The sequence below is a fragment of the Actinomycetospora sp. ABD4_176 genome (assembly GCF_056311855.1).
The window spans coordinates 1,639,450-1,662,120 of record NZ_CM149974.1 but is presented as its reverse complement, the minus strand read 5'-3'; the positions used below and the strand labels follow the sequence as shown (position 1 = coordinate 1,662,120).

23 protein-coding genes and 1 tRNA gene are annotated in these 22,671 nt (G+C 77.0%); 11 read left to right on the top strand and 13 right to left on the bottom strand.

Translation table 11 applies throughout. The annotated features are described in order from the left end of the window. Window positions 1-22: 22 nt before the first annotated feature. Both ACYX4T_RS08100 and ACYX4T_RS08095 read left to right on the top strand, forming a co-directional pair. Window positions 23-97, top strand: a tRNA-Val gene (locus ACYX4T_RS08100). A gap of 163 nt (window positions 98-260) precedes the next feature. Next, the gene (locus ACYX4T_RS08095; RefSeq protein WP_476014038.1) at window positions 261-569 is read left to right on the top strand and encodes a hypothetical protein; all 309 of its coding nucleotides are present in this window, start codon (window positions 261-263) and stop codon (window positions 567-569) included. A gap of 277 nt (window positions 570-846) precedes the next feature. Here ACYX4T_RS08095 and ACYX4T_RS08090 read toward each other — a convergent pair whose 3' ends face one another. Then, complete coding sequence (locus ACYX4T_RS08090) at window positions 847-2,169, bottom strand: PP2C family protein-serine/threonine phosphatase (protein ID WP_476014037.1); 1,323 nt, start codon at window positions 2,167-2,169, stop codon at window positions 847-849. A gap of 425 nt (window positions 2,170-2,594) precedes the next feature. On the opposite strand from ACYX4T_RS08090, the gene ACYX4T_RS08085 reads away from it, so the two are divergent. Together ACYX4T_RS08085 and ACYX4T_RS08080 are read left to right on the top strand one after the other, a co-directional pair. Beyond that, window positions 2,595-3,353 (top strand): ANTAR domain-containing protein, encoded by a 759-nt coding sequence (locus ACYX4T_RS08085; RefSeq protein ID WP_476014036.1) that lies wholly within the window; start codon window positions 2,595-2,597, stop codon window positions 3,351-3,353. 56 nt (window positions 3,354-3,409) lie between these two features. Then, complete coding sequence (locus tag ACYX4T_RS08080; RefSeq protein ID WP_476014035.1) at window positions 3,410-3,664, top strand: hypothetical protein; 255 nt, start codon at window positions 3,410-3,412, stop codon at window positions 3,662-3,664. Window positions 3,665-3,671: 7 nt separating this feature from the next. Here ACYX4T_RS08080 and ACYX4T_RS08075 read toward each other — a convergent pair whose 3' ends face one another. Then, window positions 3,672-4,157, bottom strand: coding sequence for a MarR family winged helix-turn-helix transcriptional regulator (locus ACYX4T_RS08075; protein ID WP_476014034.1), 486 nt, complete (start codon window positions 4,155-4,157; stop codon window positions 3,672-3,674). Window positions 4,158-4,304: 147 nt separating this feature from the next. Here ACYX4T_RS08075 and ACYX4T_RS08070 point away from each other — a divergent pair, with 147 nt between their 5' ends. Then, window positions 4,305-4,976 carry a maleylpyruvate isomerase family mycothiol-dependent enzyme gene (locus ACYX4T_RS08070; protein ID WP_476014033.1) on the top strand — a complete coding sequence of 224 codons (672 nt, stop codon included), beginning with the start codon at window positions 4,305-4,307 and terminating at the stop codon, window positions 4,974-4,976. A 3-nt stretch (window positions 4,977-4,979) separates the two neighbouring features. On the opposite strand, the gene ACYX4T_RS08065 is transcribed toward ACYX4T_RS08070, so the two are convergent. The 8 genes from ACYX4T_RS08065 to ACYX4T_RS08030 all read right to left on the bottom strand — a co-directional run bounded on the left by ACYX4T_RS08065 (window position 4,980) and on the right by ACYX4T_RS08030 (window position 12,718). Then, entirely contained in the window at window positions 4,980-5,825 is an 846-nt protein-coding gene (locus tag ACYX4T_RS08065) for an FHA domain-containing protein (RefSeq protein ID WP_274232786.1), read from the bottom strand. A 31-nt stretch (window positions 5,826-5,856) separates the two neighbouring features. After that, window positions 5,857-6,906, bottom strand: coding sequence for a hypothetical protein (locus tag ACYX4T_RS08060; protein WP_476014032.1), 1,050 nt, complete (start codon window positions 6,904-6,906; stop codon window positions 5,857-5,859). Then, on the bottom strand, window positions 6,903-7,421 hold the full coding sequence (locus ACYX4T_RS08055; RefSeq protein ID WP_476014031.1) for a CvpA family protein: 519 nt from the start codon (window positions 7,419-7,421) through the stop codon (window positions 6,903-6,905). Before ACYX4T_RS08055 ends, ACYX4T_RS08060 begins: the two co-directional genes overlap by 4 nt. Window positions 7,422-7,515: 94 nt before the next feature. After that, window positions 7,516-9,087, bottom strand: a complete 1,572-nt coding sequence (locus tag ACYX4T_RS08050; RefSeq protein ID WP_476014030.1) for a lanthionine synthetase LanC family protein — start codon at window positions 9,085-9,087, stop codon at window positions 7,516-7,518. Then, window positions 9,084-9,905, bottom strand: coding sequence for a polysaccharide deacetylase family protein (locus ACYX4T_RS08045; RefSeq protein ID WP_476014029.1), 822 nt, complete (start codon window positions 9,903-9,905; stop codon window positions 9,084-9,086). Before ACYX4T_RS08045 ends, ACYX4T_RS08050 begins: the two co-directional genes overlap by 4 nt. Window positions 9,906-9,909: 4 nt before the next feature. Continuing rightward, window positions 9,910-10,089, bottom strand: coding sequence for a hypothetical protein (locus ACYX4T_RS08040; protein WP_476014028.1), 180 nt, complete (start codon window positions 10,087-10,089; stop codon window positions 9,910-9,912). Between the two features lie 40 nt (window positions 10,090-10,129). After that, on the bottom strand, window positions 10,130-11,248 hold the full coding sequence (locus ACYX4T_RS08035) for a glycosyltransferase family 2 protein (RefSeq protein ID WP_476014027.1): 1,119 nt from the start codon (window positions 11,246-11,248) through the stop codon (window positions 10,130-10,132). A 366-nt stretch (window positions 11,249-11,614) separates the two neighbouring features. Then, complete coding sequence (locus ACYX4T_RS08030; protein WP_476014026.1) at window positions 11,615-12,718, bottom strand: N-acetylglucosamine-6-phosphate deacetylase; 1,104 nt, start codon at window positions 12,716-12,718, stop codon at window positions 11,615-11,617. A 36-nt stretch (window positions 12,719-12,754) separates the two neighbouring features. On the opposite strand from ACYX4T_RS08030, the gene ACYX4T_RS08025 reads away from it, so the two are divergent. Both ACYX4T_RS08025 and ACYX4T_RS08020 read left to right on the top strand, forming a co-directional pair. Then, window positions 12,755-13,315 carry an MOSC domain-containing protein gene (locus ACYX4T_RS08025; protein ID WP_476014025.1) on the top strand — a complete coding sequence of 187 codons (561 nt, stop codon included), beginning with the start codon at window positions 12,755-12,757 and terminating at the stop codon, window positions 13,313-13,315. A 105-nt stretch (window positions 13,316-13,420) separates the two neighbouring features. Further along, on the top strand, window positions 13,421-14,629 hold the full coding sequence (locus tag ACYX4T_RS08020; RefSeq protein ID WP_476014024.1) for an MFS transporter: 1,209 nt from the start codon (window positions 13,421-13,423) through the stop codon (window positions 14,627-14,629). Window positions 14,630-14,661: 32 nt separating this feature from the next. Here the strand turns inward: ACYX4T_RS08020 and ACYX4T_RS08015 are convergent, their stop codons facing one another. Both ACYX4T_RS08015 and ACYX4T_RS08010 read right to left on the bottom strand, forming a co-directional pair. Further along, window positions 14,662-15,381: an IclR family transcriptional regulator gene (locus ACYX4T_RS08015; RefSeq protein WP_476014023.1), complete on the bottom strand. Its 720-nt coding sequence runs from the start codon at window positions 15,379-15,381 to the stop codon at window positions 14,662-14,664. After that, window positions 15,378-15,845, bottom strand: a complete 468-nt coding sequence (locus tag ACYX4T_RS08010) for a hypothetical protein (protein ID WP_476014022.1) — start codon at window positions 15,843-15,845, stop codon at window positions 15,378-15,380. The genes ACYX4T_RS08015 and ACYX4T_RS08010 overlap by 4 nt, the downstream gene beginning before the upstream one ends. A 71-nt stretch (window positions 15,846-15,916) precedes the next feature. Between ACYX4T_RS08010 and ACYX4T_RS08005 the strand changes: the two genes are divergently transcribed. The 3 genes from ACYX4T_RS08005 to ACYX4T_RS07995 all read left to right on the top strand — a co-directional run bounded on the left by ACYX4T_RS08005 (window position 15,917) and on the right by ACYX4T_RS07995 (window position 19,778). Beyond that, window positions 15,917-17,002: a mandelate racemase/muconate lactonizing enzyme family protein gene (locus ACYX4T_RS08005; protein ID WP_476014021.1), complete on the top strand. Its 1,086-nt coding sequence runs from the start codon at window positions 15,917-15,919 to the stop codon at window positions 17,000-17,002. Between the two features lie 135 nt (window positions 17,003-17,137). Beyond that, window positions 17,138-18,319 carry an iron-containing alcohol dehydrogenase family protein gene (locus ACYX4T_RS08000; RefSeq protein ID WP_476014020.1) on the top strand — a complete coding sequence of 394 codons (1,182 nt, stop codon included), beginning with the start codon at window positions 17,138-17,140 and terminating at the stop codon, window positions 18,317-18,319. Between the two features lie 307 nt (window positions 18,320-18,626). Further along, the gene (locus tag ACYX4T_RS07995; protein ID WP_476015213.1) at window positions 18,627-19,778 is read left to right on the top strand and encodes a fatty acid desaturase family protein; all 1,152 of its coding nucleotides are present in this window, start codon (window positions 18,627-18,629) and stop codon (window positions 19,776-19,778) included. A 96-nt stretch (window positions 19,779-19,874) separates the two neighbouring features. Here the strand turns inward: ACYX4T_RS07995 and ACYX4T_RS07990 are convergent, their stop codons facing one another. Then, complete coding sequence (locus ACYX4T_RS07990) at window positions 19,875-21,161, bottom strand: helix-turn-helix domain-containing protein (RefSeq protein WP_476014019.1); 1,287 nt, start codon at window positions 21,159-21,161, stop codon at window positions 19,875-19,877. Window positions 21,162-21,321: 160 nt separating this feature from the next. Between ACYX4T_RS07990 and ACYX4T_RS07985 the strand changes: the two genes are divergently transcribed. Beyond that, complete coding sequence (locus tag ACYX4T_RS07985; RefSeq protein WP_476014018.1) at window positions 21,322-22,659, top strand: alpha/beta hydrolase fold domain-containing protein; 1,338 nt, start codon at window positions 21,322-21,324, stop codon at window positions 22,657-22,659. Window positions 22,660-22,671 lie beyond the last annotated feature (12 nt).

Here is a 22,671-nt window from a genome sequence, read left to right as displayed (position 1 = left end):
GGTCTAGGCTCGTGGGCGCTGCGGGCGATTAGCTCAGGGGGAGAGCGCTTCGTTCACACCGAAGAGGTCACTGGTTCGATCCCAGTATCGCCCACCAGCAAAGGCCCTGGTCACAGCCCTTCTCGGTGCTGAGGCCAGGGCCTTCGTCGTGTCCGGCGAACGGTCGCCGAGCTGCCGCCCGGAGACGGAGCCCCGCAACGCCCCCTCGGGCCCCTCCGGACCGCTACGGTTCTCCCACACGACGGAAACGGGCACCGGCCATGAGCGACGACGACGTGGCCCCACCGGCCGATGACCCCCACGGCGCGGCACGGCGGGTCCGGGAGCGGGCCGCGGAGCTGATCCTCGACGCCGCGCAGGTCGCCCGCCGGCTCGCGAGCACCGCGGAGGACGTCGCGGCCGTCTTCGACCGGCTCGCGGACACGCGGCTGGTCGCGGCGGCCGCCCTGCCCGGCGACCTGGCCGACCACCAGCGCGACGCCGCGCAGCGGGCCCGCGACTTCGCGGAGTCCGAACGGCGGCAGGCCCTGCTGCTGCGCGAGCACGGGCGCCCCCGCGCCGTGCGCTGACCCCGCGGCATCCCGGTGGACGCGCGCGACTGCCGCACGGCAGGCTGCAGCGCCATGGGCCGGGACGACGCCGACGGCGCCGACGGCGCCGACAGCGCCGACAGCGCCGACAGCGTCGCGACCGCCGGCAGCGTCGCGGTGGTTGGCGTGCGTGGACTGCGTGCGCTGCGTCGGGTGCATCGCCTGCGTGGACTGCGTCGGCTGCATCGGCTGCGTCGGCCTGCGCGGCGAGGTCGGGCAGCGCGGCGTCCGGGCCTGACCCCCTCGTGCCGGCTCGTCAGCTCAGCCGCAGCGCCGTCACCACGACGTCGTCGTCGCTGCTGCCCGGGAGCTGCGCCATGACGGCGTCGACGACGGTGGCCGGCGCCGCCGGCCCGAGATCGGCGAGGAGGACCCGGAGTGCCTCGGTCCGCTCGTCGGCATCGATCCCGCGGACCTCGATGAGTCCGTCGCTGTGGAGGAACAGCAGGCTGCCCGCGGGCAGGACGAGCTCCTGGTCGCGGCGGTCGCCGATGAGCCCGCGGGGGAGGCCGAACAGCCGGCCGTGTCCTTCGAGGATCTCGGCCCGCCCGTCGGGGGTGACGACGAGTGGCGGCGGGTGCCCCGCGTTCACCCAGCTCATGGCCCACCGACCGTCCGGGCGGCGGCGCAGCCGGGCGACGACCGTCGTACCGGCCGCGTCCAGCCCGATCCCCGCGTTGGCCCGCTCGAAGGCCGCCACGATCGACGACGGCGGGCCCGCCGCCCGGTCCCACGCGGCCTGGCGGAGCATCGACCGGACCTGCCCCATCGTGATCGCCGCATCGAGCTCGTGGCCCACGATGTCGCCCACCGACACCACGACGACCGTCTCCAGGTCCTCCGTCGAGCCCGCGAGCGGCAGGACGTCGAACCAGTCGCCCCCGACGTACTGCTCGGCGTCGGCGGGGATGTAGCGAGCGGCGATCGCGAGCCCCGGCACCTCGGGCAGCGTCGTCAGCAGGGCCTGCTGCATCTCCCGGGCGATCGTGCCGCTGCGCTCGACGGAGTCGCGCAGCGACGTCTCGAGGGCGTCGCGGCGGGCACGCTCCTCGTCGGCGTCGCGGCGCGCGAGCCGCAGCCGCAGCTCGGTCGCGCAGCCCGCGGCCAGGTCCGCGAGCGCGTCCAGCTCGGCGGGCCGCCAGCCGCGGGGGCGGACGTCGATGGCGCACAGGGAGCCGAGGACGTTGCCGGCGGCGTCGGTCAGCGGCATCCCGGCGTAGGCGACGACGCCGAGGTCGCGGATGGCGAGGTTGTCGCGCACCAGGGGGTGGTCACGGGCGTCCTCGACGACGAGCGGGCTGCCGGTCGCGACGACGTGCTGGCAGAACGAGTGCGACAGCGGCGTGCGCCGGGCGCTGCGGTACGGCTCGGCGAGCCCGGCCGCGCCCGGGAACACCTGCTCGTCGGGCCGCACGAGCGAGACCAGCCCGACGGGCACGTCGAGCCAGCGCCGCACGCGCTCGGCGTACCACTCCATGTCGGGGTCGGGGCGGGGTCCGAGTCCGGCCTCGGCCAGCGCGGCAAGGCGCCCCGGGTCCGCGAGGTCGCCGCAGGTGACGACGTCGTCCACCGCGCGCACCGGCTGTCCTCCGTCCGCCGTCGGCGCCCCGTGCCGCCGACCTGCACCACCCCGGATCCTCCATCGTCCCCGTGGTGCCCGGTGTTGCACGAGATCCGATCGGTGCGACCATTCCCATCCCGTCGGCGGCACCGCCGACGACGCCACGCCGTGTCCCGCGGTGCCGTGCCCGGGGGCCCCCACTACTATCGCAGCTCCGCGGTCGACCAGCCGGCCGCTTCGTGGATCGGGGCACCGGCCGTCAGGCCGCGCGTGCCGGGTCCGAACCGCCGTGGGGCACACGCGCCCCCGCCCGTTCCCGGGTGGGGGCGAACGTCGCGCGCCGGGGACCCGTGGCACGGCCGCGCGGCGGTGCTGTCCCGACTTCTCGGGGCGAGGAAGATGGGGGACACCGCGTGCACCCGGGCCAGGCAGAGCAGCTCGTCGTGGAACTGCGCAGGGCCGCACAGGCCCTGCTCGCCCGGCGGAGCATCCGCGATCTCCAACAGACGCTCTCCGAGATCGTCGCGGCCGCCGTGGAGACGGTGCCCGGGGCGAGCGCCGGCGGGATCTCGGTGAGCGAGGACGGCATCGTCGACTCGCGCAGCCCGACGAGCCGCGGGATCTCCGAGCTCGACCGGCTCCAGGGCGAGCTGCAGGAGGGTCCGTGCATCACGGCCCTCGAGAGCCCCGCCGAGGACGGCGTCGTCATGGCCGACGACCTCGGGGGCGCCGACGAGCAGCGGTGGCCGCGCTTCGCCCCCGCCGCGGTCGCCGCGGGCTACCGGTCGATGCTCTCCACCCAGCTCGCCACGACCGGCCCGATGCGCGCCGCGCTCAACCTCTACGCCGCCGAGCCCCACGTCTTCGACCCGGAGGCGCGCCTGACCGCGGGGCTGTTCGCCGTGCAGGCGGCGATGCTCCTGCACGGCAGCCAGCAGGCCGTCCACCTGGGGCGGGCGGTCGACAGCCGCGACGTCATCGGCCAGGCCAAGGGCATCCTCATGGAGCGCTTCGGCGTCGACGAGACCGAGGCGTTCCAGATGCTGGTCGAGTCGTCGCAGAGCACGAACCTCAAGCTCGTCGACGTGGCGCGCTGGCTCGTGGCGGAGGCCGGGCGGCGCCGGGGCCGGCGCTCGGCCGGCGACGGCGGCCGGGTCGAGGTCCCGACCGCGGGGCTGCTCCCGCCCGACGCGTCGGTCTGATCGCCGGCGGCGGCCTGGACGGGGTGCGGTCGGGCGCGCCGCGTACCGTGCCCGGCATGCCGGGCTTCACGTGGCCGCCGCGCGACACCGACCGCAACCGCTTCCTGTGCCGGGTGCAGGTCGTGGTCTACGCGCTCGTCACCGCGTACTTCGGGCTGTTCGCCCTCGTCAGCGGCGCGTTCGTGCCGTGGGCGATCTTCACCGTCGCCCTCGCCGCCACCCTCGTCGTCGGCGTGGCGCTGCTGCTCATGCGGGCACAGCGCCCGACCACGGCCGACCCGTCGGTACCGTCGGCGCCGCCCGGGCACTGAGGGCTCCTCACCCCGTCGGCCGCGTCGCCACGCTCTCCCAGCGCCGCGACAGGGCGTCGAGGTGGCCGAGGAGATCGGCGAGGCTGGCGTGCTCGGCCATCAGCTCGTCCTCGAGCGCGTTGACCCTCGTCCGCAGGCGCCCCAGCGCCGCGCGCCCCTCGTCGGTGAGACCGAGCAACTTGCGCCGCCCGTCGGCCGGGGCCTGGGTGCGCTCGATGAGCCCGCGATCCTCGAGGCGCCGGCACACGTCGGCCATCGTCGAGCGGTCGAGCGCGACCGTGTGGGCCAGCGAGCCCTGGTCGAGCTTCGGGTGCGCCTCGACCGTGACGAGCACGGCGTACTGCGGGCCCGTGAGCACGGGATCGACCCGGCGCGCCCAGGCCGCCGTGTACGCCTGGTGGAGGCGCCGGGCCAGGTAGCCGGGTGCTTGTCGTATGACGGCCGGGGTGGCGGGGCCACCCTCCGAGATCGTCGCGTCCCCCTCGCGTGACATATCCCTACTGTGACACAACTCAGTGATACACAACGCACTACCGCGGGTCACATCGGGACGAGCGGTCGTGTGACGCGGCCACCGGGGCGGGTGGTCGGTTTCGCGGGCGGGAGTCGGCCGGGGTGTGACGGGTGGGAGGGTCGGGGTGTGGACGAGATCGCGGAGTGGAGCCGGGCGCGGCAGCGCGTCGTCGCCCTGGTCGCCGACCTGGACGCCGAGCGGGCGGCGACGACCGTGCCCGCCTGCCCGGACTGGACGGTGCGCGACCTGCTCTCGCACATGGTCGGGCTCGGCGCCGACGTCCTCGCCGGCGACGAGCCCGACGACCACAACGAGGCGTGGACCGCCCGCCAGGTCGACGCGCGCCGCGGCCGCGACGTGCGGGCGCTCGTGGCCGAGTGGGAGGTCGTCGCCGGCCCGCTGCAGGCCTGGATGGCCGAGCACGGCACGCGCCCGCTCGGCGACGTCACGATCCACGAGCAGGACCTGCGCGGGGCGCTGGGGGAGCCCGGGGCGCGCGACACCCCCGCGATCGCGGCGCTGCGCGAGCGCTTCGCCGGCCGGTTCGCCGCCCGGCTCGACCCCGCGCTGCCGCCGATCGCGCTGGTGGGGGACCGGTGGTCGTGGTGCTCGGCGGGGGAGCCCGCGGACGCCGCGGTGCAGGTGCGGGCGTCCGACTTCGACCTGGCCCGCGCGCTGGTGACCCGCCGGTCGGCGGCGCAGCTGCTGTCGTGGACCACGCGCGGGGACGTCGAGCCCTACCTCGGCGCGTTCGCGCTGCTCGGGGCGCTGCCGGAGCAGGACCTCACCGACGGGTGAGGCTCAGCGTGCGGGCGGCGCCTGGCTGGGGAAGAGCAGCCGCACGTCGTCGAGCGTGACCAGGCGAAGGTGGATCGCCTGCTCGACGACCGCGATCCGCCAGCCGCGGGTCTTGTCGTTGAGGCGCACGCCGCGCAGCCAGCGCTGGGCGTGACGGAACGCCTCGCTCTGGGTCTTCGGGCTCGGCGCCGGACGGCCCTCGGCGCGGTGCCAGTCGGCGATCTGCTCGGCGTCGCCGTGCACGTCGCGCGGTGCGCTGCTGCTCGGGCCGGCCGTCGCCGCCGCGATGAGGGTGGGCCCGCACGCGGCGACGAGCACCGACCACCACGTCTCGGCCGTCGGCAGCGAGGTGTCGATGGTGCGTCCGCCGGCGAGCCCGCCGCTGGTGGTGGGCCCGGCGCCCGCGACGGGCGCGAACCGCAGCAGCGCGAGCGTCAGCTCCTGGCCGTCGGGCAGCCACAGGCCCAGCGAGGAGCGGTCGTCGCGGACGAGCAGGCCGTTGCCGGCCCGGATGCGGTCCTTGCCGGCGATGCCGGGCACGAACAGCGTCAGCAGCCCGCCGTGGCGCTGCCGGTTGATGATCAGGTAGGCGTCGTCGCGGACCTCGATCTCGGCCGCGAGGCGCGAGACCCGGTCGTCGGGGACGACGACGTGGCGCGGCGCCCCGGCCGCGCGGCTCGGGCCGTGCCCGGAGTCGCCGCGGCCGATGGTGATGCGCTCGCCCCACGGCACCGACTGCGTCGTCTCCGTGCGGACGTCGAGCACCGCGAGGCCGCCGACGGGCAGTCGCGGCGGACCCGGGGCACGCGGTGGGCCGGACCGGGACGGGCGGGCGGCGGGTCGTGTCACGCCACCTCCCGGTCGGCCGGAGTGGGGGCGCTCAGCGCTCCCCGCCACGGCGGGGTCCCGCCGGTCGACGCCAGCGTACGCCGGGCCTCCCGGCACCCCGCGCGGTCGCCACCACCCGCTCGACGACCGTCGCCCCGGCCCGCGGCGTGACCCGCGAGCCGGGCGTTCCGGCGAGGCGGGCGGTGTCGGGCGTGGTGACGGTCCCCGGCCGGCGGTGGACGACCGTGGCGGCCGGTCCCCGCGCCGCCCCTCGTCCCCGGGACCCCCCGACGGAGTCCCGGGAATCCCCGGCCGGCCCCCGCGCCGGAGCCGGCCGAGGTGGTGGCGGCAGGAGGGCCCGCCCGGGCCGGCCGGCTGCCCCCGGCACGGCCGGGCCGGACCCGGGCGGGGCCGGGGGCGCCGCGATCCCGGCAGGGGCGGCGGGCGCCGCGACCGACGAGGGGGTCGGCTCGGTCGCGGAGGCCGTCGCCGCCGGGGACGCGGCGGGTCGGGAGAAGGCGGCGGTGACGACGACCCGCCCGACGGGCACGTCGGTGCCGGCGAGCAGGTGCAGGAACGTGCGCTCGGCCATCCGGCGCGCCTCGGTGCCGCGCGCGTGCTCGAGGTAGCCGCCGAGCAGCTCGTCGGCCAGTACCTCGAGCGGCCACCGGGCGGCGACGTCGGCGAGGTCGTCGGGGTGGAGCTCGACCCACAGGTGGGGCGCGGTCACCCGCTGCCCGCGCGGGGTCCACACCAGCGCGTCCTCGGAGGCGAGGCGCCGGGCCGCGGCGCGGACGATCCCGTCGCCCTGCACCCACGGCCGCCCGAGCAGGCCGCGCAGCGCCCGGCGCACGCGCTCGCCGCCCGAGGGCGGGGACAGGTCGGCGGTGGGCAGGGCGTCGGCGACGGGAGAGCTCCCCTCGGCGGCCCGCGGCGAGCGCCCGCCCCAGGACACGACCAGCCAGGCCCCGCCGGCGACGGCGACCACGAGCACCACGACGAGCAGCGCGGTGAGGAAGGACCCGGAGGCGAGCCAGGTGAGCAGCAGCAGCGCGAGCGCGCCGCCCCCGGCCAGGCGGGGGACGGTCAGCGGGCCCCTCACCGTGCGCTCCCGTCGGCGAGCGTCGGCGCCTCGGCCGGCAGCAGGGCCAGGGGGTCGGGCAGCCGCTCGGCGGCGGCGCCCAGCACGGAGCTGTCTCGCGCGGCGTCGCCCAGCCCCTCGGGGCCGATCGCGCCGACGACGCCCGCGGCCACCACCAGCACCACCAGCGCCAGTGCGCCGTGGGCGGCGACGCCCAGGACCCGGTCGGGGAGGCCGGGGCGCCGGTGGCCGGGACCGTGACCGCTGCGCCGGGCCACGATCTCGCCGAGGCGACGCCCCAGCCCCCAGCCGACGAGCGCGCCGACCAGCGCGGCCCCGAGCAGGACGGCGCCGCGGGAGATGCCGTCGTCGGGTGTGAGGAGCAGCGGCACCAGCCAACGGGCCAGCGCGCCGGCCACCAGCACGCCGGCGACGGCGCCCGCCGCGCGGAGCACCAGCCCGGTCCCGCCCCGGCGCCAGCCGCGCAGCGCGGCGAGCGCGACGACCGCGAGCACCACCACGTCGACGACGGTCACGGCACCTCCTCGGCCCACCCGCGCCGGCCACACGCCGGCGGGTGACACCGAGTCAACGCCCGCCGGCGCGGGGCGGGCGGCGGACGATCGGGAACTAATTCCCGGCTTCGCCCCCGGACCCCGACGGTCGACCAGGCCCCTCGAGCGGCACCAGGACCTCCTGCATGCCGGGGCTGTCGACGGGCCCGCCGCCCATCCGCGCGAGGAAGCCGATGACGCCGGCCGCGCCCCAGTGCCACGACGGCTCGCCGCCGAGCGTCCAGGTCCCGGCCCGGCGCGTCGCGCCCCAGCGGTGCTCGGGGGTGGCGACGGCGAGCAGCCAGTTGCGGGCGGCGCGGGCGGCGCCGGCGAACTCCTCCTCGCCGGTGACGCGCCCGAGCGAGTCGAGGAACCACCCCGTGCCCGCCGCGCCGCTGTTGGTGGCCGTGTGCACGAGCGGGCTGCCCTCGTACTCCGCCCACGCCCGCCCGACGGGCTCGACGAGCGCGACGTCGACCAGCCAGCGCCCGGCGGCCCGCGCGCGCTCGAGGTGGCGCTCGTCGCCGAGGATCGCGTGGGCCTGCAGGGAGACCCAGCCGATGCCGGCCGCCCCCTCCTCCATCCCGGTCGCGCGGTTCGGGTTGTCCGGCGTCAGTGCCTCCGACCCGGCGCCGAGCAGTATCGGCCACGTGAGCCCCCGGCCCGCGGGCTGCGCGGTGCGGTCGAGGAAGCCCAGCGCGGACTCCGCGTCGCGGCGCCAGCGCTCGTCGCCCGTGGCCTGGTACATCCGCAGGAACACGAACGCCGCGCCCGCGGTGCCCGAGAGGAAGCCGGTGTTGCGCCGCGGCTCGTCGTCGCGCTCGGGCAGGCCGCCGTCGTCGTCGAGCCGGCTGGAGAGGTAGGCCGCGCCGCCCTGCGCATGGGCGGTGAGCTCGGGGTCGCCCAGCCGCTCGCCCATCACCGAGAGCGCGTAGACGATCCCGGCCTGGCCCTCGCCCATCCCGTGGCGGTAGGAGGGCGCGCCCGAGTCGACCCACGCCCAGCGGCACATCTCGGGGCAGTCGCGGCCGTCGACGCCCTCGGCGCGGTCGAGCACCCAGCGCAACGAGGCGCGGGCCCCCTCGGTGTAGCGGTCCTCGCCGGTGGCCTCGCCGAGGCGCCACAGCACCTCCGCGACCCCGGCGGCGCCGTCGTCGAACGAGGTGTAGGCGCGGTCGGAGGGGCCGCCGGGGTCGACGTAGTCCGGGACGCGGCCGTCGCGGGACGCGCCGAGCAGGAAGTCGCCGGCCGCGCGGGCGCCGGCGAGCCAGCCGTCGCGGGCCGCGGGGTCCGGCGTGGCCGCGGCGAGCGCGAGCATCCCGTGCGCGACGCCGGCGGCGCCCACGTCACGGTCGGTCTGGCGGTGCGGCGCCTGGATCGCGCTGGTCCAGGCGCGGGCGCCGGCGAGCTCGTCGGGGACGTCCTCGCCGAGGGGGTCGGCGACGGCGTCGGCCAGCAGGCGGTCGGCGAACGCCGTCGGCAGGCCGGGGGCCGGCGCCGCGGAGCCGGAGCGCTCCGACGACCCCGACGACCCCGACGACCCCGACGATCCCGACGGGACCCGCTCGGCGGCCGGGGCCGGCGCGCACGCCGCGAGCAGGCCGGCCGCGAGCACGAACAGCAGCACCCGCGTCACGGGACCCCTCACGGCACGACGGCCGCGAGCGAGCCGCCGTTGAGGGCGGAGGGCACCGGCGAGGGCGCGACGACCCCGAACGTGAACCCGCGGGCGCGCAGCTCGTCGATCGCGCGCGGGAGGTACCGGAGCTGGTCCGGGGAGCACGTGATGGCGTCGTTCGCGTCGTGGAGCAGGAGCATCGCCTGGTCGGCGGCCTCCGTCACCACGAAGTCGACCATCGCGTCGGCGCCGGGGCACTGGAAGTCGCCCTCCTTGTCCGAGGTCCACTTCCAGTGGACGCCGCCGGTCATCCCGAGCCGCGCCAGCGCCGCGTCCCCGCCCGGGGACGCCTGCCCGAACGGGTAGCGGAACAGGTCCGGGCGCACCCCCGTGAGCTCGGTGAGCAGCTCGTTGGTGCTGGCGATCTCGTCCAGGGCCTCCTCGGGCGTGAGGTCGGGGAACCACGCGTGCTGCCAGGCGTGGTTGGCCACGACGTGGCCCTCCGCCTGCACCCGGCGGACGAGGTCGGGGTATCGCTCGGCGTTCTCGCCCTGCAGGAAGAAGGTGGCGCGGACCCGCTTGGCGGCGAGCACGTCGAGGACGTAGGGGGTCAGCTGCGCCGACGGGCCGTCGTCGAACGTGAGGGCGACCCGCGGTCCGGGACGGGCGTCGGGGTCCGGCGGCAGCTGCTGGTCGAGCGCGGTCGGGGTGTACCGGGGCGCCTGGGCGACCTCGCGGTCCGCGGCGGCGGCGAAGGAGCCCGCGAACGTGATCACGACGGTGCCCAGGAGGGCCACCAGGAAGAACAGCAGCGAGCGGACGTTGCGGCGCCGGTCGTCGAACGACACGCGGTCAGCGGCGGAGGCGGGCGCCGCGGCGCACGATCCGCACGAGCAGCATCGTGGTGAACAGCACGGTCACCGCCATCAGCACCATCGCCATCGCGTTGATCCCCGTGGCCGCCGCGAGGGCGAGGCCGGTGCTGCCGCCGCCGACCACGCTGGTCAGGTACATCGAGTGCTCGCCGTACATCCCTGCGTCCGTCCCCTTCCGATCCGCTCGACTGCTGCCGCTACCAGGCCTGGCGCCGGGCGTTGAGGCAGCGCCAGGCCGCCGTCACCGCGCACAGCTCCAGGAAGAATCCGTAGAAGTCCTCGACGACCAGGACCGCGCAGAGCGCGACGTCGCGCCAGCTGCGTCCCGGGAGCCGCCACATGGACGTCATCCGCTCCAGCCACATCACGCCGAGCGGGATCAGCCCGATCAGCGCGTACCGGAACGGCACCGCATAGACGATCATCAGCGTGAGCATCGCGAGGAACAGCACGCGGAAGAACACGCTGAAGGCGAAGAGCACGTAGGACAGGCAGTCGATCCGCGTCGCCGGCGACCATCCGCGCTTGAGCACCTCGTCCATCCCGCCGCGCCCCCAGCGCAGCCGCTGCTGCCACAGCGAGCGCCAGGTGGTGGGCGGGTCGGTGTAGACGTGGGCGCCGCGCGCCGCCGCGACCCGCCAGCCGCGGGTCTTGAGCTCGAGGGTCAGCGCGTAGTCCTCGATGAGCGAGGCGCCGTCCCACGGCTCGCCGGCCTCGCGGTTCGCCGCGACCGCGGCCAGCGCCGCCGTGCGGTACATCGCGGCCGCGCCGCTCGCGACCGAGACGCGCCAGCCGCGCAGGTCGCGCAGGTCGTCGTAGCGGGTGTACTCGAGGCGCTGCAGCCGCCAGAGCAGGCCCCTGCCCTCCGAGGCCCAGTACCGCGCGCAGACCGCGCCGAGCACCGCGTTGCCGCGCAGCTCGGTGGCCATCTTCGCGACGGTGTCGGGCAGCAGGACCGTGTCCGCGTCCATCGTGAGCACGAAGTCGGCGTCCTGGGCCGCGACGCGCCAGCCGTGGTTGAGCGCGCCGGCCTTCTTGTCCGGGTTGCGCTCCATCTCGAGGACCGTCACCGGGTAGCCGCGCGCGACCTCGGCGGTGCGGTCGGTGCAGTTGTTGGCGACGACGACGATGCCGGAGATCTCCAGCCACTCGGGGACCCGCTGCTCGAGCAGGCCCTCGACGGTGGCGACGATCCCCTCCTCCTCGTCGTGCGCGGGAACGAGGACCGACACGGTGGTGGTCGGGGTCCGACTGCGGCGCTTCGTGGCGGTGCCGCCGGTCGTGCCGGTCTGGCGGGCCTGTTCGTGCGCGAGCATCGCGGCGCGCAGCGTGATCGTCTCCGCGTCCGGGTCGTGCGAGCGGCGCGCGGCGGGCCGCGGCGGGGCCGGTCGTGAGGCGGCCGGTCGTGAGGGGGCCGGTGGTGAGGCGGGCGACGGGGGCCGCGCCTGCGTGACGATGCGGCCGGTCACCGGGTCGGCGGAGGCGTGGGGGCCCGACGGGGATCCGTCGGCTCGCCTGCTCCGCACCGCCTGGCTGGTCGCCACGTCACCTCACCTGCGTCGATGGTCCCATCACGGTCCGCTGTCACCCGTTCGGTGGGCCAGCTACCGGGCATACCGTACACAGACCGGATTTCGTTACACCATCGTGAGAATTCGGGTATCGAAAGTGACGCCCGGCCGTCACTCACCGGTCGTCTCGCGGTCGACCTCCCGGCCCTCGACGAGCACCCGGGTGACGGCCAGGTCCTCGTCCAGGAGGACGAGATCCGCGGCCCCGCCGACGGTGAGGCGACCCACGTCACGCCGGCCCAGGAGACGCGCGGGCACGGCCGTCGCCGCCGCGATCGCGTCGAGCGTCGCGACGCCCGCCGCCACCGCGGTCCGGACGCCGCGGACCAACGGGGCGGCGGCGCCCGCGAGCCCGCCCGCGGCGTTGCGCACGACCCCGTCGGCGAGCGTCACCGGCACCCCGGCGAGACGGAACGGGCCGTCGGGCATCCCGGCGGCGGCCGTCGCGTCGGTGACCAGGGCCCACCGGCCGGCGGCGGCCGTCGCGGCGAGCCGCAGCATCTCGGGCGCGACGTGGCGGCCGTCGCCGATGAGCGTGACGATCACCTCGGGCCGGGTGAGCGCCACGGCCGCGAGCCCCGGGGCGCGGTGGTCGAGCCCGCTCATGGCGTTGTGGAGGTGGGTGACGGCCCGGACGCCGCGGTCGACGGCCGCGTGGGCGGCGGGGGCGTCGGCGTCGCTGTGGCCCGCGAGCACCGCGACGCCGCGGGCCCGGAGCAGGTCGACCAGGTCGCCGGCGCCCGGGAGCTCGGGGGCGAGGGTGACGAGGTCGACCCGGCCGGCGGCGAGCAGGCGCGCGAGCAGGGCCGGGTCGGGGTCGCGGCGGTGCTCGGGGGGATGGGTGCCGATCCGGGCGGGGGCGAGGAAGGGGCCCTCGAGGTGGGCGCCGAGGAGGTGGGCGCCCCGTCCGGGGCGGGCGCGGGCCGTGTCGAGGCGCGCGAGCGCGGCGGCGGTGCGGGCGGGGTCGTCGGTGAGCAGCGAGGGGCAGGCGGCGGTCGTCCCGTCGCGGGCGAGCGCGGCGCGCCACGTCCCGATCTCCTCGGTCGTGGCGCTCGTGAGGTCGATCCCGGCGTAGCCGTGGCAGAGCAGGTCGACGAGCCCCGGCACCACGATCGTGCCGCCCCGCGCGGGCGGGAGACCGACGGCCGCGACCCGGCCGTCGGCGACCTCGACGTCGCCCGGGCACCACGCCCCGTCGACCACCGCCCCGGACACACTCAGCCGCACATCGCCCTGTCTACCGTGGACGGGGTGATCGGCCTGGAGATCGTGGGCTTCGTCGTCTCGCCCGCCCACGCCTACGACGGCCGGCCCGCCGACGGCCCGGTCGCGGTGCCGACGAGCACCCCGGACGCGATCGAGGTCCGGGCGGGGTACGGGGTGGTCGGCGACCGCTACGCCGGCCGCGCGGCGCACCGGGACGCGGCGGTGACGCTGCTCGCGATCGAGGCGCTCGAGGCCGTCGCCGACGAGCTCGGGGTGCCCCCGTTCGACCCGGTCGCGGCCCGGCGCACGGTGCTGACCCGCGGGCTCGAGGTCGAGGCGCTGCGCGGGCGGGAGTTCGCGATCGACAGCGGTGACGGCCCGGTGCGGCTCGGCGGCGGGCGCCCGGCGGCCCCCTGCGCGTGGATGGACACGGTGCTCGCGCCGGGCGCGCACGCGGCGCTGCGCGGGCGGGCCGGGGTGCGGTGCGCGGCGCTGTCGTCGGGCACGCTGCGGCTCGGCCCGGCGACGCTCGCGGTGTCCGACGACCTCGGCGACCCCGACCCGGCCCGCGCGGGCCTGCCGCGCCGCCGCCCGGCGCGGACCTGACACACGGGGACGAAGCGGGCACGCGCCCGTGGGATCCATCTCGACCGCGCGTGCGCCGTCGCGGCGTCGGGCACGGTCGTGCGGTGAGTGCCTCGTGAGCGCCCGGTGAGCCCGCCCGGGAGTCCCCGGCCCGCGCCGTCCGGTGCCGCGACCCCCACCACGTCCGGCATCGGGCGCGCCCGCACGCTGCTGCTGGCGGTGGTGTGCGGCGCCGCGGTCGCGAACATCTACTACGCGCAGCCGCTGCTGCACACGATCGGCCGGGCGTTCGGGGTCGGCGACGGGACGGCCGGGCTGCTGGTCACGGCCTCGCAGATCGGCTACGCGACCGCGCTGGCGCTGCTCGTCCCGCTCGGTGACCTGCTCGAGCGCCGCCGGCTGGTCACCGTGCTGCTCGCGGCGTCGGCGGTCGTGCTCGCGCTCGCGGCGGCCGCGCCGGGGTTCGGGCTGCTCGCCGGGGCGGTGGCGCTGGTCGGCGTGACGTCGGCGGTCGCGCAGATCGCGGTGCCGCTCGCCGCCTCGCTGGCCGGGGACCACGAGCGCGGGCAGGTGGTCGGCACCGTGATGAGCGGCCTGCTCATCGGCATCCTCGGCGCCCGCACCGTCGCCGGGTTCGTGGCCGAGGCGGGTGGCTGGCGGTGGGTGTTCGCGGTCGCGGCCGGGGTGATGGTGCTGCTCGCGGTGGTCGTGCGGATCGGGCTGCCGGTGGTCGCGCCGACCGAGTCGTCGACCTACCCGCGCCTGCTGCGCACGGTGCTCGAGCTCGTGCGCGACGAGCCCGAGCTGCGCCGGCGCATGGCACTCGGCGCGGTCGGCATGGGGTGCTTCACGATCCTCTGGACCTCGATCGACTTCCTGCTGTCGGCGCCGCCGTACGGCTACGGGCCCGCCGTGGTGGGCCTGTTCGGCCTCGCGGGCCTCGCCGGCGCGGGCATGGCGGTGCTGGCCGGGCGGCTCGCCGACCGCGGCCACCAGCGGCTCGTCGTCACCGTCGGTCTGGTCGTGCTGGCGGCGAGCTGGGCGCTGCTCGGTCTCGGCGGGGCGTCGCTGGTCGCGCTGATCGCCGGCGTGGTCGTGCTCGACCTCTGCCAGCAGGCGCTGCAGATCAGCCACCAGAGCGTCATCTACGCCCTCGCCCCGCAGGCCCGCAGCCGCGTGACCACGGCGTACATGGTGTCGACGTTCGCCGGCGGCACGCTGGCCTCGGCGGCCACGGCGGTCGTCTACCCGGCGTACGGCTGGCCCGGCGTCTGCGTCCTCGGCGCGGCCGTCGCCCTCGCCGGCCTCGTGGTCTGGTCCCTGCCCCGTACGTGAGCACTTTCCGGGCCTATGGCCCGGGAAAGTGCTCACATGGGGCGGGTGGACAGGCGCGCGGAGAGGTCGGTGGCCGCGGCGGCGGTGGCGGCGGCGTGGGCGGCGAGGTGGGGGCGCAGGCGAGCGGCGGGACCCGAGACCGTCAGCGCCGCCACGATCCCGCCGTGGAACCCGCGGACCGGGGCGGCGGCCCCCGCGAGGCCCGGGTCGAACTCCCCGTCCACGACGGCGTGGCCCGCCGCGCGGACCCGCTCGAGCACCGCCGGGTCGGCGGCCGCGGCGCGGGCGGCCGCGGGGTCGCGCTCGCAGAGCAGCACCCGCCCCGTCGACGTGGTCGCGGCCGGGATGTCGTCGACGTCGAACCGCGGCCGCGCCGGCCCGCCGCCGGCCTCCGCGGTCAGCACCGTCGCGACCCGCGTGCCGTGCAGGCGGCACAGCGAGGCGTTCTCGCCGGTCCGCACGGCCAGCGACACCAGCGCCGGCCCGGCCACGCCCACGAGCCGCGCCTCGGTGGTCCGCGCCGCCAGCGCGTAGAGCCGCCAGCCCAGGCCGAAGCGCCGGCTCGCCGTGTCGCGCTCGACGAGCCCCTCGGCCTCGAGGGCGGTCAGGGCGCGCGACACCTGGCTCGGCTGGCGCCCGGTCAGCGCCGCGAGCCGCGCCACGCCCAGCCCGCCGGCCAGCGCCTCGGGGGAGGCGAGCGCGTCGAGCAGGTCGGTGTCGCGGCGCAGCCCCGCCGACCGGGGCCGGGTCACGCCGCGACCAGCAGCATCGCGAGCGCCACCGCCCCGCCGAGCGTCCAGGCCGCCGTCCGCCACCAGTTGGTCCGCACCAGCCGCGCGTGCACGTCCGCGTCCCAGCCGTCCGACAGCCGCGTGTGGCACGGCACCGAGATCGCCAGCGTCACCACCACCGTCACCGCCCCGCACAGCCCCGCCGCGACCGCGAGCACCAGCGGGACCCCCGGCGGGCGCCACACCAGCAGCACCGCACACGTCAGCCCCTGCACCAGCCACGGCAGGCCGATCAGCCGCCCCATCAGCCGCGTGTGCCGGGCGTGGACGTCGATCCAGCCCGGGCCGGCCCCCGACGATCCGGCCTGGGCCGCGAAACCGGGGTAGACGAGCAGCTGGATCGTCCAGACCAGCCCCGTGCAGAACCACACCGACGCCGCGTGGACGCCGAGCAGGGCCGTGCCCAGCAGGGGATTTGCGCTCACCGCACCGATTGTTGCCGATCGTGGCCCCGCGCCCTGTACTGACGGCGCCCGTCCCCGGGAGAAGGACCCGCGTGAAGATCACCGACATCCGTGTCGAGCACCGCGAGACCGTGCTCGACCCGCCCTGCCACGCCGCGTGGGACCCCGAGCCCCGCACGCGCTTCGCCGCGGCGATCGTGCGCGTCGAGACCGACGAGGGCGTCGTCGGTGTCGGGTCGGGCGACACGATGGCCGGGTTCGACGCGTACCGCGAGCTCTTCCTCGGCACCGACCCGCTGGCCACCGAGGTCCAGGTCCGCCGCATCGAGTCGGTCGGCTTCCACGCCGGCCGGTTCTGGCCGCTCGAGGCCGCGCTGTGGGACGTGGTCGGCCAGGTCGCCGGGCTCCCGGTGGCGACGCTCTTCGGCGGCGTCACCGACCGCCTGCCGGTCTACGCGTCCTGGTGCTCCGAGCAGCCCCCGGGCCGCCGGGCCGAGGACGCGCACCGCCTCGTCGAGGAGGGCGTCCGCGCCGTGAAGGTGCGGGCGCACCCCCAGCGGCTCCGGGCGGGCGTCGCCGCCGTCGCCGCGGTCCGCGAGGCCGTCGGCGACCGCCTCGACGTCATGGTCGACCTCAACCAGGCCTGGCGGATGCCCGGCGACGTCACCGAGCCCCTCGAGCTGTGCGACGTCCGCCGCGTCGTGCGCCAGCTCGCCGAGTTCGACGTCGCCTGGGTCGAGGAGCCCCTGCCCTACGCCGACGTCGCGGGCCACCGCCTGCTGCGCGCCGAGAACCCCGGCCTGCGCATCGCGGCGGGGGAGATGCTCGACTCGCTGCCGCAGACCCTGGCGCTCGTCGAGGCCGACGCGCTGGACGTCTACCAGGCCGACGTGGTGCTCGCCCTCGGCATGACCCGCGCCCGCCAGCTCGCCGAGGCCGCCCGCGCCCGCCACCGCCGCTTCACCCCGCACACGTGGACCAACGGGCTCGGCCTGCTCGCGAACCTGCACGTCGCGGCGGGCGTCGGGGCCGGGCCGTACCTGGAGTTCCCCGACGATCCGGCCGGCGGCTGGACGCCCGAGCGGCGCGACTTCCTGCTCGCCGCGCCGCTGCGCCCCGACCCCGACGGCATGCTGGTCGTGCCCGACGCGCCCGGCCTGGGCGCCGTGCTCGCCTGACGGGCGAGCCCCCGATCGGCGGCCCCGGCTCCCGTCCCCCCAGGAGCCGGGGCCGCCACCCACCTGAGCTGCTGGAGGACACCGCGTGACCGGCACGACCGAACGCCCGGCGCCGACGACGACCCGGTCCGCCCCGTGAGCGCCGGGAAGGTCGCGAGCGGGCCGGTCACGACCTCGCCGTGCGCCGGGGTGGCGGCGGGCACCTTCTTGTCCGGCGCGGGGCCGGTCGTCGACTTCGGGCCCGGCGCGGTGGCCCGGATTCCCGATCACCTCGCCGGGCAGGGGGCCCGCCGCGTGCTCGTGGTGACCGACGCCGGGCTGCGCGCGGCCGGGGTCGTCGACGCGGTCACCGGGCCGCTCGCGGCCTCCGGGGTCGCGCTCGAGGTGTTCGACGCCGTGCGCGGCAACCCGACGGTCGCGGTCGTCGAGCAGGGCGCCGCGCACGCGCGGGCGCTGGGCCTCGACGCGGTCCTCGCCCTCGGCGGCGGGTCGAGCCTCGACGCCGCCAAGGGCATCGCGCTGCTCGCGCCCAGCCCCGGCGCGCGGGCGGACGGCAGCGGCACCACCCCCGCCCCGGGGCTACCGGTCGTGGCCGTCCCGACGACGGCGGGCACGGGCGCGGAGACCAACGGCTTCGGGGTGCTCGAGGACCTCGACAATCGCCGGAAGGTCTACTGCGGCGACGCCAGCGTCGTGCCCCGCGTCGCCGTCCTCGATCCCGAGCTCACCCACGGCCTCCCCGCGGGTCCGACGGCCGCGACGGGCGTGGACGCGCTGGTCCACGGCCTCGAGTCGCTCGCCTCGCGCGGCCGCGACCCGATGTCCGAGGCCTTCGCCGCCGAGGCGGTGCGCCGGGCCTGGGCGTGGCTGCCGACCGCGGTGGCCGACGGCTCCGACCCCCGGGCGCGCGCGGAGATGCTCGTCGCCGCGCACCTCGCCGGGCAGGCGCTCACCCGCAGCGGGCTGGGGCTGGTGCACGGGTTCGCGCACGCGCTGAGCCTGCACACCGGCGCGGTCCACGGCCTCGCGCTGGCCGCGGTGCTCCCCGAGGTCGTCGCGTGGCAGCTCGACGCCGAGCCCGCCGGATGGGGACGCGCCGCCGAGGCGACCGGCCTGCCGGGGGCCGCGGCGCTGCCCGACGCGCTGTCCGGCGTGCTGGAGACGGTCGGGACGCGGGTCACCGTCGCCGACCTCGGCGCCCGCCCGGAGCAGCACGAGGCGCTGGCGCGCACCGCCCTCGCCGACCCGGTGACCCGCAACACCCCCCGTCACCCGGCGTCGGCGGCGGAGCTGGTGGCGCTGCTGGGGCGCTGCTGAGCCGCCCGTGGCCTCACCCAGCGCCACCGACGGCGCCGGATTTGTGGTTGTGCAACAGGTTTGCCCCCCGATCCCTCGCTGTGCGCGTAGAGCCGGAGGCAAGGCGGTCCTTACCGTCGGGAGTGTGATCGACCAGCGGGCACACGTGGGCGACGACCCGACCTCGCCGATCTCGTAGCCCCGCTCCCCCCGGATCCCCGTAGGAGGACCCGTGACCGCACTCGAGACGATCCCCGAGCACATCACCCGCATCAACGATGCGAAGACGCCGACCGGCCCCGGCCGCCCGGGCGCCAGCACGGCGCACATCACCCCGTCGACCGAGCACCTCACCGTCGACGACATCGAGCGCCTCGGCGCCGAGCTCGAGGTCATCCGCGATCGCGTCGTGTCCTCGCTCGGCGAGGACGACGCGCGCTACATCCGCCGCGTCATCCGTACGCAGCGCGGCCTCGAGGCGGCGGGCCGCGTCCTGCTGCTCGGCGCGCTGTTCCCGCCGGCGTTCCTCGCCGGCACCGCGTCGCTCGCCCTCGCCAAGATCCTCGAGAACATGGAGATCGGGCACAACGTCCTGCACGGTCAGTGGGACTGGATGCGCGACCCGGAGATCAACTCCACGACGTGGGAGTGGGACCACGTCTCGACGGCGCGCAGCTGGCAGCAGACCCACAACTACCTGCATCACACGTACACCAACGTGCACGGCAAGGACCGCGACATCGGCTACAACGTGCTCCGGGTCGACCCGGAGCAGGAGTGGAAGCCGATCTACCTGGTCCAGACGTTCACCAACGCCGGCCTCGCCATGATCTTCGAGTGGGGCATCGCGGCCTTCGACCTCGAGCTCGACCAGATCGCGCGGCGCGAGGCGACCTGGAAGGACAAGCTGCCCGAGCTCAAGGCCATGGGCCGCAAGGCGGGCAAGCAGGCCCTCAAGGACTTCGTGGTGTTCCCCGCGCTGTCGGGCCCCTCGTTCGTCCCGGCGCTGGTCGGCAGCGTGCTCGCCAACATCATCCGCAACGTCTGGTCGCACGCCGTGATCTTCTGCGGCCACTTCCCGGTCGAGGTCGAGACCTTCGATGAGGAGCGGCTGGAGAACGAGTCGCAGGCCGAGTGGTACGTCCGCCAGATGCTGGGCTCGGCGAACATCGAGGGCTCGGTCCTGCTCCACATCATGACCGGGAACCTGTCGCACCAGATCGAGCACCACCTCTTCCCGGACATGCCCTCGCGGCGCTACCGCACCATCGCGCCCGAGATCCGCGACATCTGCCGCCGCTACGGCCTGCCGTACCACTCGGGCCCGATGTGGAAGCAGTACGGCGGCGTGCTGGGCAAGATCGCCCGGCTGTCCTTCCCCGGCGGCCACCAGCGCACCCTCAAGCAGCGCCTGCGCGCCCTGCCCTTCGGTCGCCGCCGCGCCGAGTCGCTGGGCGCCACCGGGGCCGTCGCGGCCTGACCGCGGGCGAGGGAGCAGCGAACGGCCTGTTCGCTGCTTCTTCGCGCAGGAACTCCCCGTTCGCTCCGGCGATCGGTGCTTCGGCGGCCCGAACCCTCAGCCCTCGGCGGCGAGGGACGGGCCGCCGGCGCGCAGGGCCAGCGCGACCTCGAGGCGCCCGACGGGGTCGTCGAGCACGCCCGCGAACGCCTCGCGGAGCCGGGCGAGCCGGTAGCGCACCGTCTGCGGGTGCACGTGCAGGCGCGTGGCCGCCTCGGCGACGTCGCCGTGGGCGTCGAGCCACGCGGTCAGCGTCGTCACGGCCCGGTCGCGCGCCGTCGCCGTCATCCGGCGCAGCGGCTCGAGGCGCTGGGCGACGAGGTCGGCGGTCAGGGTGACGTCGGCGTGCAGCAGCAGGGTCAGCAGGTGGTCGTCGGCGCGCACGAGGCCCTCGTCGGGCAGGTGCCCGTCCTGCTGCAACGCCCTCGCCGCGCGGGCACGGGTGACGGTGCGCGGGATCTGGTCGGGCGCGACCGTCGGCCCGAGCACGGCCGCGGTGCCGCGCAGGGCGTCGGCGACGGCGTCGAGACGCCCGGGCCCGTCGGGGTCGGGCACGAACACGACGCCGACCCGGTCGACGACCGACGCGGCGACGTCCGGGGGCAGGCGCCGGCAGACCGTGGCGAGCGACTCCTCGGCCACGACCAGCGCGCCGACCGACCTCGGCGGCGCCCACTCCGCCTCGCGGGCCAGGGCCTCGAGCTCCGGCGCCTCGGGCGCGGGGGCGCGGCACAGGCGCTCGACCAGCGCGTGCTGGCGGGCCTGGCGCGAGCCGGCCGCGAGCGACTGCTCGTAGGCGTAGCCGGAGACCGACGCCGCCGCGAGCTGCTCGATGTAGGCGAACAGGGCCTCGGCCAGCCGGAAGATGGCGTCGGGGCCCAGCCCGGGGTCGTCGGCGGCTCTCTTGCCGCCGCTGTCGCCGTTGCCGCCGCCGCCGCCGTTGCCGTCGCCGTCGCCGTTGCCGGTGTCGCTCGCCGCGGCGATCCGGCGCCAGAGCACCCGCGAGCCGATCCGGTAGGCGCTCTGCAGGGCGTCCATGGTGCGTCCGTGGCGGTGCTCGACGCGGCCGAGCTCGAAGTAGACGCGGGTGTCGGGCAGCGCGTCGTCGGTGCCCAGCAGGTCGAGGAACTGGTCGAGCGCCACCGACACCCCGAGGCGGATGCGGCGCCCGAACTCGCCGTCCATCGACAGCGCGTACTCGGCGACCTCCGCGCGCACCGTCGCGATGATCTCGTCGCCCGTGCCCAGCACGATGGGGCGCAGGCGGGCGCTCGCCGCCGCCGGCACGTCGGCCCACGGGTGCCGCCGCGATGCGTCCGTCACCGGGCACACGCCGTCGCTCACGCCTCCAGTGTCGCAGGATCGCGGCCGGACGCCAGGATCCGAGCGCCGGGACCGGCGACGACGTGGCGCACGTGACTCGGCAGGGGCCGGGCAAAGCACGCTCGGAGCACCGGGGAGCACCCGGGAAGCACGGCCGACCCCGGGGGTCCACGATGGCCGGGTGACCCCGCCGGTGCGTGCGCTGCTGCGCACGGCGCGGACCGCCCTGCGGACCGAGCTGTCCGAGCCCGGCGCGCGCACGTCGCTGCTGGTCGGGACGGTGGCGCTGCTCGTCGCCGGCTCGGGACTGCGGCCGCTGACCCGGCGCTGGCCCGCCGCGGTGGTCGGCAGCCTGCTGTCCTCGACGGCCACCGAGACCCCGCGGGCCACGGCGGTGCTCGTCGGCGCGGCGGCGGGGGTGGCGGTCCGGCGCGGCGCCGCGACCGGTCCGGCGGGGCGGATCGGGCTCGGGGCGGCGGCGCTGGCCGTCGCGGTGCTCCTCGCCCTGGACCGCGGGGCCCGCGCCGACACCGAGACCCTCGCCGACGCCCTGTCCGCCGAGCTCGGCCCGGTCGACCTCCCCGCGCGCGGCCGGGTCCTCGGCTCGCTGCTCGCCCGCCGGCGCTACGCCTCGGCGCGCGACGTCGCCTACGGCCCCGACCCGGTCGCGAACCTCCTCGACGTCTGGCGCGACCCGCAGCTCCCGCGCGACGCCCGGGCCCCGGTGCTCCTGCAGATCCACGGCGGGGCGTGGTCGTCGGGCAGCAAGGCCGCCGACGCCCACCCGCTGATGGCGCACCTCGTCGCCCGCGGCTGGGTGTGCGTCAGCGTCGACTACCGCCTCGGCCCCTCCGAGCGCTGGCCCGCGCAGATCGTCGACGTCAAGCGGGCGATCGCCTGGACCCGCGCGCACATCGCCGAGCACGGCGGCGACCCCGACCGCATCGCCATCACCGGCGGCTCCTCGGGCGCGCACCTCGCCGCGCTCGCGGCGCTCACGCCGGGGGCGTGGCAGCCGGGGTTCGGCGACGCCGACACCGCCGTGGCCGCCGCCGTCTGCCTCTACGGCATCTACGACCTGACCAGCGACGACGGCAGCGGCACCCTCGACGACCTGCTCGCCGAGACGATGATGCCCACCGCCCTCGACGAGGACGCCCACCCCTACGTCGCCGCGTCTCCCGCCGCGCGCGTGCACCCGGGCGCGCCGCCGTTCATGGTCCTGCACGGCACCGGCGATGCGATCGTCGTGCCCGCACAGAGCCGCGCCTTCGTCGCGCGGTTGCGGGCGGTGTCGCGGGCGCCGGTGGTGCACGCCGAGCTCGCGCACGCGCAGCACGGCTTCGACCTCGTGCCCACCGCCCGCACCCTCGCCACCGTCCGGGCCGTCGGGGCGTTCCTCGAGGCCGTCGTGGGAGCGGGGGTGGGGGCCGCCACCGCGCCCGCCACCGCGCCCGCCACCGCGCCCGCCACCGTGCCTGCCACCGCGCCCGCCACCCTGCGTCGCCGAGGTCGATAGGCTTTCGGGACC

Coding starts and splice junctions, on each gene's coding strand:
- ACYX4T_RS08095 (WP_476014038.1), top strand. CDS start 261: ATGAGCGACGACGACGTGGCCCCACCGGCCGATGACCCCCACGGCGCG.
- ACYX4T_RS08080 (WP_476014035.1), top strand. CDS start 3,410: ATGCCGGGCTTCACGTGGCCGCCGCGCGACACCGACCGCAACCGCTTC.
- ACYX4T_RS08075 (WP_476014034.1), bottom strand. CDS start 4,157: ATGTCACGCGAGGGGGACGCGACGATCTCGGAGGGTGGCCCCGCCACC.
- ACYX4T_RS08040 (WP_476014028.1), bottom strand. CDS start 10,089: ATGTACGGCGAGCACTCGATGTACCTGACCAGCGTGGTCGGCGGCGGC.
- ACYX4T_RS08035 (WP_476014027.1), bottom strand. CDS start 11,248: ATGCTCGCGCACGAACAGGCCCGCCAGACCGGCACGACCGGCGGCACC.